Annotated in this window: 15 protein-coding genes and 1 pseudogene; 11 read left to right on the forward strand and 5 right to left on the reverse strand. The window is 40.7% G+C overall.

What is annotated here, in order from left to right; translation table 11 throughout:
• Positions 1 to 230: 230 nt before the first annotated feature.
• The 6 genes from ACRYKC_RS11525 (at position 231) to ACRYKC_RS11550 (ending at position 3605) form a co-directional block, all read left to right on the forward strand.
• Positions 231 to 695, forward strand: coding sequence for an IDEAL domain-containing protein (locus ACRYKC_RS11525; RefSeq protein ID WP_433806877.1), 465 nt, complete (start codon positions 231 to 233; stop codon positions 693 to 695).
• Positions 696 to 953: 258 nt separating this feature from the next.
• Positions 954 to 1091, forward strand: a complete 138-nt coding sequence (locus ACRYKC_RS11530; protein WP_433806878.1) for an anti-repressor SinI family protein — start codon at positions 954 to 956, stop codon at positions 1089 to 1091.
• Positions 1092 to 1175: 84 nt separating this feature from the next.
• Positions 1176 to 2387: a helix-turn-helix domain-containing protein gene (locus tag ACRYKC_RS11535; protein WP_433806879.1), complete on the forward strand. Its 1212-nt coding sequence runs from the start codon at positions 1176 to 1178 to the stop codon at positions 2385 to 2387.
• A gap of 208 nt (positions 2388 to 2595) precedes the next feature.
• A complete protein-coding gene (locus ACRYKC_RS11540; RefSeq protein WP_433806880.1) occupies positions 2596 to 2832 on the forward strand; it encodes a helix-turn-helix domain-containing protein in 237 nt (78 codons plus the stop codon).
• Positions 2833 to 2854: 22 nt separating this feature from the next.
• Positions 2855 to 2977 carry an anti-repressor SinI family protein gene (locus ACRYKC_RS11545; protein WP_433806881.1) on the forward strand — a complete coding sequence of 41 codons (123 nt, stop codon included), beginning with the start codon at positions 2855 to 2857 and terminating at the stop codon, positions 2975 to 2977.
• 25 nt (positions 2978 to 3002) lie between these two features.
• Complete coding sequence (locus ACRYKC_RS11550) at positions 3003 to 3605, forward strand: hypothetical protein (protein ID WP_433806882.1); 603 nt, start codon at positions 3003 to 3005, stop codon at positions 3603 to 3605.
• 661 nt (positions 3606 to 4266) lie between these two features.
• Here ACRYKC_RS11550 and ACRYKC_RS11555 read toward each other — a convergent pair.
• A pseudogene (locus tag ACRYKC_RS11555) lies at positions 4267 to 4479 on the reverse strand (glycosyltransferase); the annotation flags it as partial.
• A gap of 334 nt (positions 4480 to 4813) precedes the next feature.
• Here ACRYKC_RS11555 and ACRYKC_RS11560 point away from each other — a divergent pair.
• Positions 4814 to 5914: a glycosyltransferase family 4 protein gene (locus ACRYKC_RS11560; protein WP_433806883.1), complete on the forward strand. Its 1101-nt coding sequence runs from the start codon at positions 4814 to 4816 to the stop codon at positions 5912 to 5914.
• Positions 5915 to 6101: 187 nt separating this feature from the next.
• The gene (locus tag ACRYKC_RS11565; protein WP_433806884.1) at positions 6102 to 6839 is read left to right on the forward strand and encodes a 7-cyano-7-deazaguanine synthase; all 738 of its coding nucleotides are present in this window, start codon (positions 6102 to 6104) and stop codon (positions 6837 to 6839) included.
• Between the two features lie 165 nt (positions 6840 to 7004).
• Here ACRYKC_RS11565 and ACRYKC_RS11570 read toward each other — a convergent pair whose 3' ends face one another.
• Together ACRYKC_RS11570 and ACRYKC_RS11575 are read right to left on the reverse strand one after the other, a co-directional pair.
• Positions 7005 to 7880 (reverse strand): PIG-L deacetylase family protein, encoded by an 876-nt coding sequence (locus ACRYKC_RS11570; RefSeq protein WP_433806885.1) that lies wholly within the window; start codon positions 7878 to 7880, stop codon positions 7005 to 7007.
• Between the two features lie 20 nt (positions 7881 to 7900).
• Entirely contained in the window at positions 7901 to 8923 is a 1023-nt protein-coding gene (locus ACRYKC_RS11575) for a GNAT family N-acetyltransferase (RefSeq protein WP_433806886.1), read from the reverse strand.
• Positions 8924 to 9082: 159 nt separating this feature from the next.
• Between ACRYKC_RS11575 and murJ the strand changes: the two genes are divergently transcribed.
• Together murJ and ACRYKC_RS11585 are read left to right on the forward strand one after the other, a co-directional pair.
• Positions 9083 to 10603, forward strand: coding sequence for a murein biosynthesis integral membrane protein MurJ (gene murJ / locus ACRYKC_RS11580; RefSeq protein ID WP_433806887.1), 1521 nt, complete (start codon positions 9083 to 9085; stop codon positions 10601 to 10603).
• 119 nt (positions 10604 to 10722) lie between these two features.
• Positions 10723 to 11337 carry a cyclase family protein gene (locus ACRYKC_RS11585; protein ID WP_433806888.1) on the forward strand — a complete coding sequence of 205 codons (615 nt, stop codon included), beginning with the start codon at positions 10723 to 10725 and terminating at the stop codon, positions 11335 to 11337.
• A gap of 100 nt (positions 11338 to 11437) precedes the next feature.
• Here ACRYKC_RS11585 and ACRYKC_RS11590 read toward each other — a convergent pair whose 3' ends face one another.
• The gene (locus ACRYKC_RS11590) at positions 11438 to 12379 is read right to left on the reverse strand and encodes a glycerophosphodiester phosphodiesterase (protein WP_433806889.1); all 942 of its coding nucleotides are present in this window, start codon (positions 12377 to 12379) and stop codon (positions 11438 to 11440) included.
• 339 nt (positions 12380 to 12718) lie between these two features.
• Here ACRYKC_RS11590 and ACRYKC_RS11595 point away from each other — a divergent pair, with 339 nt between their 5' ends.
• Positions 12719 to 13273 (forward strand): DUF1697 domain-containing protein, encoded by a 555-nt coding sequence (locus tag ACRYKC_RS11595; protein WP_433806890.1) that lies wholly within the window; start codon positions 12719 to 12721, stop codon positions 13271 to 13273.
• 202 nt (positions 13274 to 13475) lie between these two features.
• Here the strand turns inward: ACRYKC_RS11595 and ACRYKC_RS11600 are convergent, their stop codons facing one another.
• Positions 13476 to 14033, reverse strand: a complete 558-nt coding sequence (locus tag ACRYKC_RS11600) for a LysM peptidoglycan-binding domain-containing protein (protein ID WP_433806891.1) — start codon at positions 14031 to 14033, stop codon at positions 13476 to 13478.
• Positions 14034 to 14138 lie beyond the last annotated feature (105 nt).

Raw genomic sequence — 14138 nt, forward strand, 5'->3', positions numbered from 1 at the left:
TGAGTTAAGGAACAATCCATCGAAGTTAGGGAACAATCTCTCCCGATTAGGGAACAACCCCACCCCATCCACATCCCATCACAAAACAAATCCGCCAACGAAAAAGCCCGAACCTTTTTTACAAAAAATCCACGCCCAATAAGGAAGAAAAGGCTTTCATTTTATTGACAAATCAGCGATAATAGAATAAAATACTGAAAATTCTGATTTAATAATGAGGGGTGGGCGTTGTGTTAAATATCAAAATGTTGAAGCCGTATTACGTCAAAGAAGATAAACGCTTTATTCGTGTTGTGCTTGCCTACCAGTACTTTTCTCTTTTTATCGATAATGAACTCTATCAATTCGTACCAATGGAATCCAGAGAAATCATCATAGACCGAAATCGCAAACGGGTACACAACGTGTTTGACATTTTTGTTTTCCAGCGCGGAAAACGGATGGTCTACGTGTCCGTCACAGACTTGCTGCAATTGCCGGAGTTTCTTACACACTTAAACTCGATCATTGCCCCTTACTATGAAAGCGAGGAGCAAATGTACCAGGATGAATCCCTTGAGGAAGAGCTTGAGGAATTGATCGTCGAGCTGGAGAAAGAAAACCTCAGACGTCTGATTGACCAGGCGATTGATAAGAATGATCGCGATTCGTTCCACAAGCTGACGGAAACTTGGAATCAATTGAATAAGTCATAGAACAGGGTAGGTATGTCTTCTCATACCTACCTTTTTTATTCTTTACGATAATCTACAAAATAGGACAATATTTTTATTAGAAAATTATGAATTTATATGAGCTATTTTAAAAAATAATGAATATTGTGCAAAAACTATCTCGATAAATGACGTATAATACAGTTATATTTACAAAAGAAGGAAAATAACGGTTCTAATAGGGGATATATACATAAGACCAAAGAACCGAATAAAAAGGGATTAGGGAGGCTATCAGGGATGTGTGTAGTACCTGAGGTGCGAAAATTGGACGAGGAATGGGTGAGTTTATTAAAAGAAGCAAAGGCCATGGGGATGGATGTTGAAGAAGTTAGAGAATATATTCAAAACTTTTCAGAGAGAAAGAGAGTTCTTTAGCGTTCCCTTATGAGCAGGGGATGCTCTTTTTTTGACAAGCTGGATAATAGGAAAATGAGACTGGTGAAAAGGAGGGTGCATCAAATGACTACAGCAAATTACGAGCTGATATCCATGCTGAAGGATTGTTCAATCGCATTTCAAACCCCTATCTTACTATTTGATCACCATCATAAGTTAACCTACCAATTTCCGGACAGCTTCCAGAAACCTCATCCATTGCTTCGTGAAAATCTTTCTCCTTATCTGCGTCAGTCTGAAAATATGCCGTATTCCCTTCAGCTTTATTCAGATGCCTTTCACCAGCAAATGTTCCTTTATCCGATGCTCGATGAGCGGGGGAAAGGAGTCATAATCGGAATCGGACCTTTCCTTCAACAGGAAGTTGGAAGAAAGCAGGTGAACAAGCTGTTAATTCTTCATGATATCGAAAAAGAACATGGAGAAGCGATGCTTGATTATTTTGGCCAGCTCCCTGTAGTGAATCAAGTCCATGTACTTGCATTAGAACGTATGCTTCTCAGAGTGCTTCCACATAAAGAAGAGGATCCCATGGTCAGAAATCATATAGGTGACCGTCAAAAAAAAGCCTTCCAGTTTTATGCACATTCCAGTCCTTCACAAAAAGATTCCTATCAACTAAAGGAGCAGTTTTTCGAAGCTTTCAAAAAAGGTGATGAGAAAGCCACGGATGTGTATCAGAAATATAAAAAAGAATTCTCTGTCTCTCTTGCAAATGGGGACCCTGTACGGTCGGAAAAGAACCACCTCATTCGTCTTGTTGCTGAGTTAACTCAAGTTTGTTTGGAAGAGGGTGCTCCAAGGGACGAGCTGTTCTCTTTAAGTGAATTTTATATTAATTTTCTAGAAATCAAACAGACGCGTACAGAATTACTGGAGCTGGAATCCAATGTGATCCTGTCCTTTTTATCACGTTTGAAGCAAACGAAAAATGGTCAGCATTATTCCCCCCTTGTCGAACGGACGCAAAAGTACATCTTTCAATACCTTACAGAAAATATTTCATTGAAGAAAATTGCAGAAGAGCTGAACGTCCATCCAAACTACTTATCAGGCGTGTTCGCAAAAGAGGTAGGGATATCGATCTCTCAGTTTATAAATAAGCAGAGAATTAAACAGGCAAAAGAACTGCTTAGTATTACAAGGTATTCGCTGATGGAAATCAGTATTTTGCTAGGCTATAACAGTCAAAGCTATTTTACTCGCGTGTTTAAAAAAGTAGAAGGAATTGGACCGAAAGAGTTTCGAGACAAATATCATGTTTCTGAGGAATAGGGTCAGCTTTTGGTGTTGATCCTTTTTTGTTCTCACAAAAGGATAGATAGGACAAGAATTCAAAAGGAAAAGGTAGCAAGAAGATCGTAACTGTTTATTATTTTTCAATTTGCCTGTTTCTTTTTAAGGACAATCCCATTATAATATTCTTAATAAAGAACAAATTTGTGTCGAATAACGAATGAAAGAAGGGGAGGGTCATGACTAAATGACTACCATCGGACAAAGAATACGCGTATTAAGACTTGGAAAAGGTCTATCAGTCAATGAGTTTGCTAAAAAGTCCAAGGTCTCAAAGTCCTATATCAGTAACATAGAACGCGGTGTCCAGAAAAATCCATCTTTAATCGTCATGAGTAAAATGGCCAAAACGCTCGATGTGCCATTGGAAGATTTGCTTTCCTACAAATTCGCAAATCAAGACGAAGAGCAAGAAGTGAAATAACAGGGTGGAAAGGGGAAGGAATATGGCTGCACAGACAATCAAAAAGCCAGTAGATGAAGAATGGTTAGAATTGATCAGGCAAGCCAAACACCTGGGCTTAAGCATCGATGAAATAAAAGCATTCATAAAACGAAGCAGAAAGTAGCATAGATTGCACGGGAGGGAGCGGGTTGAAAGAAAAACAGATATTCACTAGAGAAGCAGCGAAGCCCAATTTATTTATTCAAGAGTGCCCTCCTTATTTGAACAACAAGTTTATGTTGTGTGACATCAGTGTGCTCGTCAATCAATATTCACACATTTACTTGAAAGACGGATGGAAAGTAATAAGTAGTGAGGGAAAAGTTTTCGCACAAACGAAAGGGAATGTAAGGATTGAAAACCCGATGGCGGCCATTCGTGGGGACGAATCACCGCTCTCTTTTATGCAGGCAGCTGCTTGTTTTCATCAATTTAATTTATTCAGCACGGAACATACGAATGTGAATACAAATGCGATCGTCGATGATGAGCGTATACGTCTGCTGGATCTGTTCGGAAACTGGAGTTTTGGTCATATGAAGCGGAGTCTAAATCCTGTGTTTTTTTATGACTCCCTTCATCACCCTGTCATCATTTTTTTTACCTATCATAGAGACAGTGCTGAGATTGTGGAGAAACATGTTCACCGGTTTGAGCAAGTCGGTTATGCCCTGAATTTTCATCAGAAGGTCTGGGCTTTCAAGGAGAAGCAAAAGCGCAGTTCTGTATTCGATATATGGACTGAAACCTGATCAATAATCGGGCTTTTCTTTTGTTCACGGACAGTGGACAGATTTCATATGCTATTACATAAGTATCAATTTTTTATATAATCTTACAAAAAATGCTATGCAAAACTATAAAAATAGGATAATATGATTAGAAAGCTATCAGAAGTGTTAGCTTTTTTGAATCTTTTTGTAGTATTTTGTCATATAACAAAGCAGCTACATAATCAGCCGACAGAAAAAGTCGTTTTAAATCGAACGTTTAAGTAAATAGATTACTAGATGATAAAAAGTGGAAAAGGTGGGAAGCATGGAAAATTTAAAAGAGGTGTTGCAAAACATCATCCAACAAACAGAGAATGCCGAGTTGATTTCCTCCCAGGAGGTCATTGACCAGCTAATTGAACAATTACAGCGATAAAAGTTTTCACATAAGAAAAAGCAGTGCCTTAGCTGGCACTGCTTTTTCTACATGGATTCATTCATTCTTTTTTGAGCTTACAAATAATCGGTGAAGTACATAGGCACCATAGCTTTGTAGAATGATCAGACTGGGCATGAGTACGAACCTGTACCGCGTCTGAATTAGCTGCTTGATTTCCAAGTTTTCCTTTGTGCTTTTAACAAGTCAAAAAATAGCGATCATTCCAAAGATGAAAAACTGAATATAAATGAACTTATAGTAGATCATCTCAGGAATAAGTTCTGGAGGATCTTGCAAATCTGCATCCAAAATGATGAGTGCATCGCTTTTGGCATGGTCGAAACCTGCAATCATTGCGGTTTCCTTTCCGAAATTACGGGAAAGGTCTACATAAGAGACTCTTTGATCCAATTCCCGCAATTCTTTGATAATCGGCATCGTCTGATCCTGACTGCCATCGTTTACAAAAAGCAGTTCAAAATCGTATTAAAGATGATGCAATGATTCTTCTTCATTATAAGCAGGAGCTAGTATCGTGACTGTCTTCACACTTCTCACCCTTTTTTATTGCCTGTACAATATTTAAACGACGTGATGAATGTCAAAACCTATCAATTTTCCCAAATAACGCAAAAATTGTAACATATTTGTAACTTGATAGATTCTCATAGAAAGGAGGTAGATGGTACAATCGATTTAGTTATAGAAAAACAAAAATAAAGACAATGTACGACATGATTTGAGCTTTACTGTGATATAATGTAGTCGCATTTTGCATTTTTCAGTTTATAGATAAGCGAGGATTCTTATGAATATATATTTGGATATCACCATAGCCATTTTGATTTCTATGGCTGTCAGCTATGTACTGGTCTTTCCAGTCATGAAGCTGGCTGTGAAGTGGAAAATGATGGACTATCCTGAACTGCGGAAAATCCATACGGAAATTACTCCTCGGATGGGAGGATTGGCGATTTTCGGTGGGGTCGTAGCCGGGATGATTTACATGCGTCCAGATATGCCTTATTTCACTGCGATCTGTATCGGGGCGTTTATTATCGTATTGACAGGACTACTTGATGATCGCTATCAAATCCGTCCTATTTTTAAGCTGGCAGGGCAAGTATCTGCAGCAGCTATTCTTATTTTCTCAGGTTTAAAAATTGACATCGTCAGCATCCCGTTTCTCGGTATGGTAAGTTTGAATGATCCGATTAGCATTGCCTTCACATTTTTCTGGATCATCGGGATCACAAATGCCATCAACCTAATTGACGGTTTGGACGGGCTGGCCACTGGCGTTTCAACGATTTCATTGATCAGTATATCGGTCATGGCACTAGCCATCGAACCGCAAATTACGATTGTGTACTTGTGTGTCGTTCTGATCGGAAGTAATATCGGATTTTTATTTCATAACTTTTACCCGGCGAAAATTTATATGGGGGACACCGGTTCCTTGTTCCTGGGGTATTCAATGGCTGTCATCTCGATGGTCGGACTTTTCAAAAACGTAACGCTGTTCAGCTTTGTCATTCCGATTATCGTCTTAGCCATTCCAGTGTTCGACACCCTGTTCTCCATTTTGAGACGTCTCATTAATAAACAAAAAATTATGATGCCTGATAACAAGCACATCCACTATCAGATTTTAGCGGCAGGTTTCAGTCACCGGTCGACCGTATTGATCATCTATGCGTTCAGTGCGCTGTTCGGCTTGCTAGCCATCTTATTCTCACTCACTTCCTTCGGGATTTCGCTCATCATCACGTTCGTCATTCTGCTATTGCTTCACTTGTTTGCAGAAATGACTGGCGTTGTTTATCGAGGGAAGCGGCCTCTTATTGACATGATCTCTAAGAATGAGAAGAAGAATAAAGAAAAAGATAAAGAACGCGATGAAGCATAAGAAAACAGCCTGGTCCTCCAGGCTGTTTTTTTACGTGCAAGGAGCGCAGGCAATATAAACACCCTCATTCCCGACATCATTCGACCGAACGATATGGAAAGCAACATAGTTATACAAAATGATTGGTTAATCAACTCCCATTAAGGGAACTATACACCATAGAAGACATGTCAGGAGGTTGTGCTCTATGCCTAATAATGTGCTTTGGACCGGTGGGTGGGACTCCACATACCGTGTATTGAATTTAGTATTGGATCAGAAAAAGACCATCCAGCCCTATTATGTGCTCGACCCAGTCCGCCCCTCAACGGAAATGGAACTTAAGACAATGGAAAAAATCAAACGGCTGATGAACGAATTCGATCCAGGAGCAGAAGAGCGTGTGCTCGATACTATTGAGATTAGAAAAGACGAAATCCCGTTAAATCCAGATTTTACGAAAGAATATGAGAAGCTGCAAAAGGAATTCCGGCTTGGTGATCAATATGACTGGCTCGGCCGATATGCTGAATCTGTGAATATGGATACCCTGGAATTATCCGTCCACCATGACGACAAAGTGCAAGGCATGATTAAGGACGATATCGTTAAAATCGAAGAAGGTGATGACTTTTACTACAGAGTTGTCGACAATCCATCACATCCGGCATTCGTCATTTTCCAGAAATACCGTTTCCCACTTCTGGAAATTACGAAGCTTGGCATGGAAGAGAAAGCAAAAGAACGCGGTTACGCTCACATCATGGAAGAAACATGGTTCTGCCATACGCCTAAGAAGACAGGCGAGCCGTGCGGATTGTGTAATCCTTGCAAATACACGCAGGAGGAAGGGCTTGGCCGACGGATTCCTGAGCCGACTAGAGCTGAAAGGATAGGGTACTTCCTATTCAAGGTGAAACGCCGCATCAAAAAAGTGGTCAAATAAGCAAAACCGCCAGGAAGCAGATGTCCTGGCGGTTTTTTGGTGGTTTTGCTGGTGTGAGGTTCCATAAAGGCTAACTACGGTAGCTGGTACCACAACGCCTCATCTCCGTCCTGACACCACCAAAAAAGTCCGGCTCCCCCAAAAAGGACGCCGAACTTCCTACATTCACGAACGACTTTCTTCATACGCTTTCTTTTTGAACTTCAAGTTTTTGAACATCGCATATAACAAAGTCGCCTCTTTGTTTACTTGTTTAAAGTGATCACTGTACCTGTATTTTCCATCCAAACGATCGAAGCGCGACGTCAATTCCTCATAGGTTAGCTGAAGAAAAGTTTCTACGGCTTCTACACCTTTTTCACCAAAAAGATTACGTTTTAGACTTTCAAGTGCTAAAAAACCGTCAAAATCGATGGTCTGGGATTCGAATACATTAATGACTTGTTTCTTCTGTTCGCGATAAGGTGTGATGTCAACGATGCAGTTGATTTCCTCTTTAGGTAAGAGAGTATTGATCTCATATAAGCGGATCACTGGATCGAGATAAACATCTTCAAGCGCGTCGCGGACGAGTTTCGCTGTTGCGATATGGTCAGGGTGACAATCGACAAAGACCGGTGCATAAATAACATCCGGCTCAATCTCTTCGATTTTCCGTTTCACCCATTCCAGTGTTGCCCCTTCGCTTTTTAGCTGGCCGTCTTTGGCATTGAAAAAGTCAATTGATGACAGGCCGAGCATTTCTTTAACAAGCGCGGCTTCCTGTTTTCTGGCTTCGACGAGATCTTTTTTTGATCCTTTCGTAAAGCTGCCAGATCCGTCGGTGAGAAAAGCGACATGGGTTTGCGCCCCCATTTCTGCGTGCTTTATAAGGGTGCCGCCTGCGCCGATGGTTTCATCGTCGACGTGAGGGGCAAGCAGCAGCACTCGCTTTTCCTTAAGTTCAGTCAGGGGACGCTGATCTCTATAATAATTACTGATAATGAATTGATTAGCAGGTGAAATGACCGGCATTGCCATTTTTAAAAGTTTTCGTTTCATCTTGCTTTCTCTCCTTAAGGTTAAAATGAATCGACGTCGCCCATGGTAATCATCCAGCTTTTGACGTCATTCATAAACGCAGTTTCCTGCACGACTTCTTTACCGACGAGTGGCATAGGACTGTCTTTGTGGGTGAACTTATGCTTTTTCAGCACCTCAGCGCCGATTGTATGAGAAAGCTGCCAGGATTGAATAAGGTCAGCTTCCGAGAGGTGATGGAAAGCTGCTTCAAGAAGTGTTTCCCACACAGAATCTTCATCCACGGCAAGCCAGTCGATGATCAGACCGTTTTTGAATTTACCTTCAGTGAGCTTCGTGACGACGTAGCCCTTAAGTTCGTCATTCTCATAAACGGCAGCCATCGTGTACTCGTTAACTGGATGATCGTGAAAGCGCCAATTCAAATAATCAGCATCACGTACGAGCGCTGCTCCCTCTTGGGTGGACGTTTTTTTGGCAAGCTCGTCAAAATGCTCATCACAATGAGTGACTTTTTTCACCTGAAGATTATTATTGGAAGAAAAGCTCGGGCGCTTCAACTTTTCAAACACTCCGTCAGCGGGCTTCAACAGCTTCAGAGGAGCAAGTTTTGATGCCAAAAGCGCGACAGGGTGCTGGATAAAAACATAGCGCGGAATATCGGTCAAATGGGTTGCGCCTGTGTAGCGTACGAACAGTTCCTTTGCTTTTGGTGCAGGGAATCCATACAAATAAGCGATATCATCAGCCTTGGCTTCTTCAAGCAAGGCTTTGTTCAATTGTTTATAAATGCCCTTGCCGCGGGCATCAGGGTCGACCATCGTATCGACACGCAGGCCGACTTTCTTTTTTTCTCCATTTATATAAGCATCGGAAACCCAGAGGCTGATATGACCCAGAATTTGGCCGTCCTCATCCCAGACTAAAATAAAAGGTCTTTCCTGCTTCGGGTTCTCGATGAACTTCCACTCCCAGACATTTTGTCCGCGTTCGGTGTGGAAAGTTTTATGAAAAAGGGACTGAATTTGCGTTTCATCCCCTTGTTGGTATCGTCGGATCGTCATGACGCTCTTTCCTTTCGAAAACGTATAGTGATACTTTTAGATTATATCAAAGATTACTAGATTTGAACTAGAGCTGTTGTATATTTCCTTTTCCTATAAAAAATGCTACGATAAACCTTAGTGCTTACAAGAGAAACAGAAAAAAAGAGGTATAGATGTATGTCGAGATTAAAAACTACCGCTATCTGGATTACGATGCTCGCGCTTGTGCTCAAGCTCGTCGGCTTCGTCCGAGAGAGTGTCATTGCGAGAGAATTCGGAGCGACTGATTATACGGATGGATTCATTCTTGCCTTTACTTTTGTCACACTGATTAAGACATTAATTAAGAATGGATTTAACTCGGTATTTTTACCTGAATATAAAAAAAACCAACGCGAGAATCCTGAAGAGGCGGACCGCAATGCCAACAGCATGTTGAACTATACGATCGTGATCCTGCTGATCTTCACAGTGGCATGCTACTTTTTAACGCCTTATATCGTCCAAATCTATGGATCGATGACGGAAACTACAGAAATGGTCGCAATCAAGATGACGAAGATTTTCTTCTTGTTCACTTTGATTATTGGACTGACAAGCGTACTCGAGTCCTACCTGCAAGCGGTGAGAAGCTTTGTTCCGACGCAGATTGTCAATCTGCTCGGTGCCGTTATGGCAACACTATTCATCCTGCTTTTTGCCGATCAGATGGGCATTTACAGCATTGCTTACGGGTTCATAACGGGACTCGCCATCGGACTTTTGATCCAAATTTATTACTTATACAAGTACGGCTATCGCTGGACACTGACCTTCAACATTAACCGTCAGTTCGCGAAAGCCTTTTTCATTCTATTAGTTCCGGCGGTTTTACACTCTTCTGTCGGACACATTAACGTATTTGTTAACAAAATGTTCGCATCAGGAACAGTGAGCGGAGCTGTTACGTATTTGAACAACTCTTCGCTATTAATGAGTATTCCGAGTGCGATTTTCCAAACGACGATCGTGGCGATTATTTTCACCTTGATGTCTGAGCAAAGCGGAAATAAAGAAAAGTTTAAAAATACGCTTTATATGGGATATCAGGTCGGATTACTTGCGTTAATGCCGCTGGCGATCGGACTTTTCCTCGTAGCAGAACAGGCCATTTCATTCATCTTTGAACGAGGGGCCTACTCGCCGGAGGACACTGCCAATACGGTGACAGTCCTTTATATGTATATTCCTTTGATCGTGACGCAAGGGTTGATCATGATCCCAATCAAAGCTATGTACGCGATTGGTGCAACGAGAAAACTATTAATGATCAGTTCAACAACGATTATTTTGAATCTCGTATTTAACTACTTATTCCTGATTCCGTTCGGCTATCCTGGACTTGCGTTATCTAGTTCAGCTGTGTCCATGTACTATATTATTTTTGTAACCTATGCGATTTACAAGGAAATGCCTGCTGGCGAATGGAAGCGGCTCATTACTCTCTTTATAAAAGTTGCGATCCCAACAGCTTTCATGGCTGTACCGGTCCTGCTGGTAGAGTATTTTACGCCAATTCAAGAACTGTATTCCTTGTTCCAGCTGATGATCCTTGTTCCGATCGGAGCGGTTACGTATGTAGCAGGACTGTACCTGTTTTACAGAGAAGGGTTTAATAAGCTGATGGAATTTGCCCGTCGTAAAAGTAAAAAAGCTTAAATAACTACAAAAAACGCTCACCTGATCAGTGAGCGTTTTTTTATCTCATTTGATACTCAGTGGAAAGCATGTCAAAATAAGAAGAGAAATCAAACTACGAACGAATAGGAGAATGAGCGATGAAAATGATTGATGTCACAGCCCCTGTTTATGAAGGGATGCCTGTTTACAAAAACAAACCTGAAAAACAGCCGAAAATCACCACGAACACAAATGGCCATGTCACCGAATCCCGCATGGAAATCGACGTGCATACAGGAACGCATATTGATGCCCCGCTACATATGAAAAACGACGGGGAAACGTTCGAATCAATTTCACTTGAAAAGCTAGTTGGCAACGTGAAGGTATTCGACCTGACAGATGTGGAAGACGGCATTACAAAAGCGGATATTGAAGGCTTTGATATTCAAGAAGGAGACTTCATCTTCTTCAAGACGAAAAACTCCTTCGAAGATGAGTTCAACTTCGAATTCATTTTCTTAAAACAGGACGGAGCAGAGTACTTAGCCGAGAAAAAAATCAATGGTGTCGGCATCGATGCGCTAGGAATTGAACGTAGTCAGCCTGAGCATCCGACTCATAAAGCACTCTTCAACGCAGACGTCATTGTCATTGAAGGTCTTCGCTTGAAAGATGTAGAACCAAACAGCTATCACATGGTAGCTGCACCTCTTAAGCTTGTCGGTACAGACGCTGCGCCGGCACGTGTTCTTTTGTTCGAAAATGAATAATACCAAAAGCAAAACGAGTATGAAATCGAATTGGTTTCATACTCGTTTATTTTTATCAACTAGGCCTTATACTCTGGTTTAAAAAAAGTTAACCAATGACTTAGTTTTGTTCGAGGGCTTTTTCTTTACCCGTCTTCTTTAGAAGATCATATAATCGATCAGAATAATTCGTAAACATACCGTCTACACCTAATGAAAGAAGGTGTTTCATGTTTTCTTTTGCATTTACAGTGTAAGGGTGAACGATTAGGTTGCGTTCGTGTGCAGCTTCCATGAAGGTTGGATCAACGAGCTTCTGATTGGGACCTAATCCATCCGCATACTCTTCAATTTCATCAAACGCGGCATTCAGATCGCTTTCTTCTTCAGGGGCTGATCCCATTAGTTGAACAAGCGGTACATCATCTGAAACCATACCGTCCAACTTTTGAAGACTAGCAGAACTAAATGATTGAAGAATGACACTTCTGTTCTCAAACGTTTGGTTATCTTCTAAAATACTCACGAGTTTCTCTTCCATTCCGGGGTACACATCAGGAGCTTTTGTTTCTATGTACACTCCTACATCTCCTTTTGCGAATTGATCTACAAAATCAAGGGCTTCTTGAAGGGTAGGGATTTCCAACCCTGCATATTTGTTCTTAGCATAGTTTGGATAAACCTCATTAAACCACGAGCCTGCATCAAGCATTTTAATTTCTTCAAGGGTGAAATCTCTTACAGACCATGGCGCTTTATCAGGAAATAATTCTTCTGCATTTGTAGTCCGATCAAGAGTAGTATCATGAAGTACTACCAGCTCCCCATCCTTTGTCATTTGCAAGTCAAATTCAACATAATCAGCTTTCATTGTAATCGCTTGTTTGTAAGCCTCAATTGTATGCTCAGGTGCATACCCGGATGCCCCGCGGTGAGCAACCACAGCGACCTCTGTAATGGGCTCTAATTCTGATGCCGAAGCTGCGAGACTTGGTTTTGGGCTAAGAGACATAAGAGAGGCTAGTACGACGGTTGTACAAATGAACGAGAAAATTTTTTTCATAAATTAACACTCCTTCCATTAATATACATATAGTTTAACAGAATAGTATAAATTTGGTATTTTTCCTGTGTAAAGGATTATTAAAAGAGATGACTAAAATGGCTTTCAATGAGTTATAGAGAGATGGCCATCTTATCTTTAACTAACAGAAGTCCAGTTTTTAGTTTTTGTAGATTGGCAAACTTAAGTTTGGGGGATACATATGATGACTAGTTGGAAAACCTGCTCTACTGATGTGCAAACCTTTGTATCACAACTAATTTCCTCGGTTTAGAAATGAGCCGGAAGATTGAAAAGGTAAGCTATGATGACAGTGAGGTCTAAGAAGGGGGCGCAACATTGGCTAAATATATCGCATTTTTAAGAGGGATTAATGTTGGTGGCCATAACAAGCTAAAAATGGCCGAGTTAAGGAGCGCATTAGAAAAGCTGGGTTTGGAAAACGTCAACACTTATATTCAAAGCGGCAATGTCCTGTTTGAATCGAATGAGTCTCAGGACCGTTTACAGGTACAAATTCATTCAAAGATAGAGAAGGGCTTTGGTATTTCCAGCCCCGTTATCATGAGAACAAAGGAAGAATTGCAAGAAATTATCCGCGAATGTCCATTCTCTGAACAAGAGATCAAAGAAGCAGACGCATCCTCTAAGGGGGAGTGTCTCCATGTAGCAATGCTTTCACAAGCTCCTTCCCAGACGGAGATAGACAACTATTTAACCTATTCGAATGAAAAAGAGAAGGGGGTTGTTAAAGGAAAAAATGTCTATCTGCTTTTCTATAACAGCATTCGGAATTCTAAGTTAGGAACTCATTTAGACAAGCTTGGTCAGGCAGCTACAGTACGAAATTGGAAAACCTTAAACAAATTACTAACTATGACAGAAGCGAAGTAAAGTAATAGGGTGTCGTGTAGTTTTATTATTCGATGGGTTCATGTAGGTCTTAATTATAGGTGGCATTATGCATAAAATTGGAGAACTAAGAGAGCGTATTGAGATCCTTGAGGAGAAAATAGATGAGCAAAGTTCATAAAGATTTTATATACATAAAGATCCCCCAGTATGTTGCGTATATACTGGGGTTCAAGTCTAGCCCTTATTTTACTCTAATTTCATGCCCGATCTGTAGATTATGAGGATCGATATCAGGATTTAATTCTAGTAAGTCCTCTACGGTTACATCTTTATGCAGGTTAGCAATGCTATAGAGCGTGCTGCCTGGTTTAAGAGTATGAAATTCTTTATCGTACCCATCGGCTCTGCTCACACGAACTTCCTGGCCGATTTGTAGGTTTCTAGGTTCTATATTAGGATTTAGATCGTATAAGTCCCATAGATTTACACCTGCATGCAGGTTAGCAATGCTGTAAAGAGTACTTCCTGGTGTTACTGTATGAAAAACTTCATTTGGAGTTTGGTCGCTGCTCGTTTCAAAAGTAAGCTCTGTTCCGATTTGAAGGTTTTTCGCTTCGATGCCTGGATTCCACTCTAATAGATCATTTACACTTACATGTTCATACTCCTCTGCGATGCTATAAAGGGTATCGCCTTTTTCAACTTCTACAGTAGCTTTTTCAGCAGAAACATGGTTTGCACCGATTCCTAAAGTCATTCCAAAAGCTAATACCGGTGCAAGATATTTTCTCTTATTCATAAATGACCCCTCCTAGATAGTTTTGTAAGAAAATCTCTTACATTATTTGTGTTTCGGATTATTCTGTCATTTAAACGTAAAATTTTTGTAATAGGGAAATGTTTA

It is taken from the genome of Halobacillus sp. A1-3, assembly GCF_050971765.1.
Taxonomy (GTDB): Bacteria; Bacillota; Bacilli; order Bacillales; family Halobacillaceae; genus Halobacillus; species Halobacillus mangrovi_B.

Coding starts and splice junctions, on each gene's coding strand:
- ACRYKC_RS11530 (WP_433806878.1), top strand. CDS start 954: ATGTGTGTAGTACCTGAGGTGCGAAAATTGGACGAGGAATGGGTGAGT.
- ACRYKC_RS11535 (WP_433806879.1), top strand. CDS start 1,176: ATGACTACAGCAAATTACGAGCTGATATCCATGCTGAAGGATTGTTCA.
- ACRYKC_RS11540 (WP_433806880.1), top strand. CDS start 2,596: ATGACTACCATCGGACAAAGAATACGCGTATTAAGACTTGGAAAAGGT.
- ACRYKC_RS11545 (WP_433806881.1), top strand. CDS start 2,855: ATGGCTGCACAGACAATCAAAAAGCCAGTAGATGAAGAATGGTTAGAA.
- ACRYKC_RS11560 (WP_433806883.1), top strand. CDS start 4,814: ATGAATATATATTTGGATATCACCATAGCCATTTTGATTTCTATGGCT.
- ACRYKC_RS11565 (WP_433806884.1), top strand. CDS start 6,102: ATGCCTAATAATGTGCTTTGGACCGGTGGGTGGGACTCCACATACCGT.
- ACRYKC_RS11570 (WP_433806885.1), bottom strand. CDS start 7,880: ATGAAACGAAAACTTTTAAAAATGGCAATGCCGGTCATTTCACCTGCT.
- ACRYKC_RS11575 (WP_433806886.1), bottom strand. CDS start 8,923: ATGACGATCCGACGATACCAACAAGGGGATGAAACGCAAATTCAGTCC.
- murJ (WP_433806887.1), top strand. CDS start 9,083: ATGTCGAGATTAAAAACTACCGCTATCTGGATTACGATGCTCGCGCTT.
- ACRYKC_RS11585 (WP_433806888.1), top strand. CDS start 10,723: ATGAAAATGATTGATGTCACAGCCCCTGTTTATGAAGGGATGCCTGTT.
- ACRYKC_RS11590 (WP_433806889.1), bottom strand. CDS start 12,379: ATGAAAAAAATTTTCTCGTTCATTTGTACAACCGTCGTACTAGCCTCT.
- ACRYKC_RS11600 (WP_433806891.1), bottom strand. CDS start 14,033: ATGAATAAGAGAAAATATCTTGCACCGGTATTAGCTTTTGGAATGACT.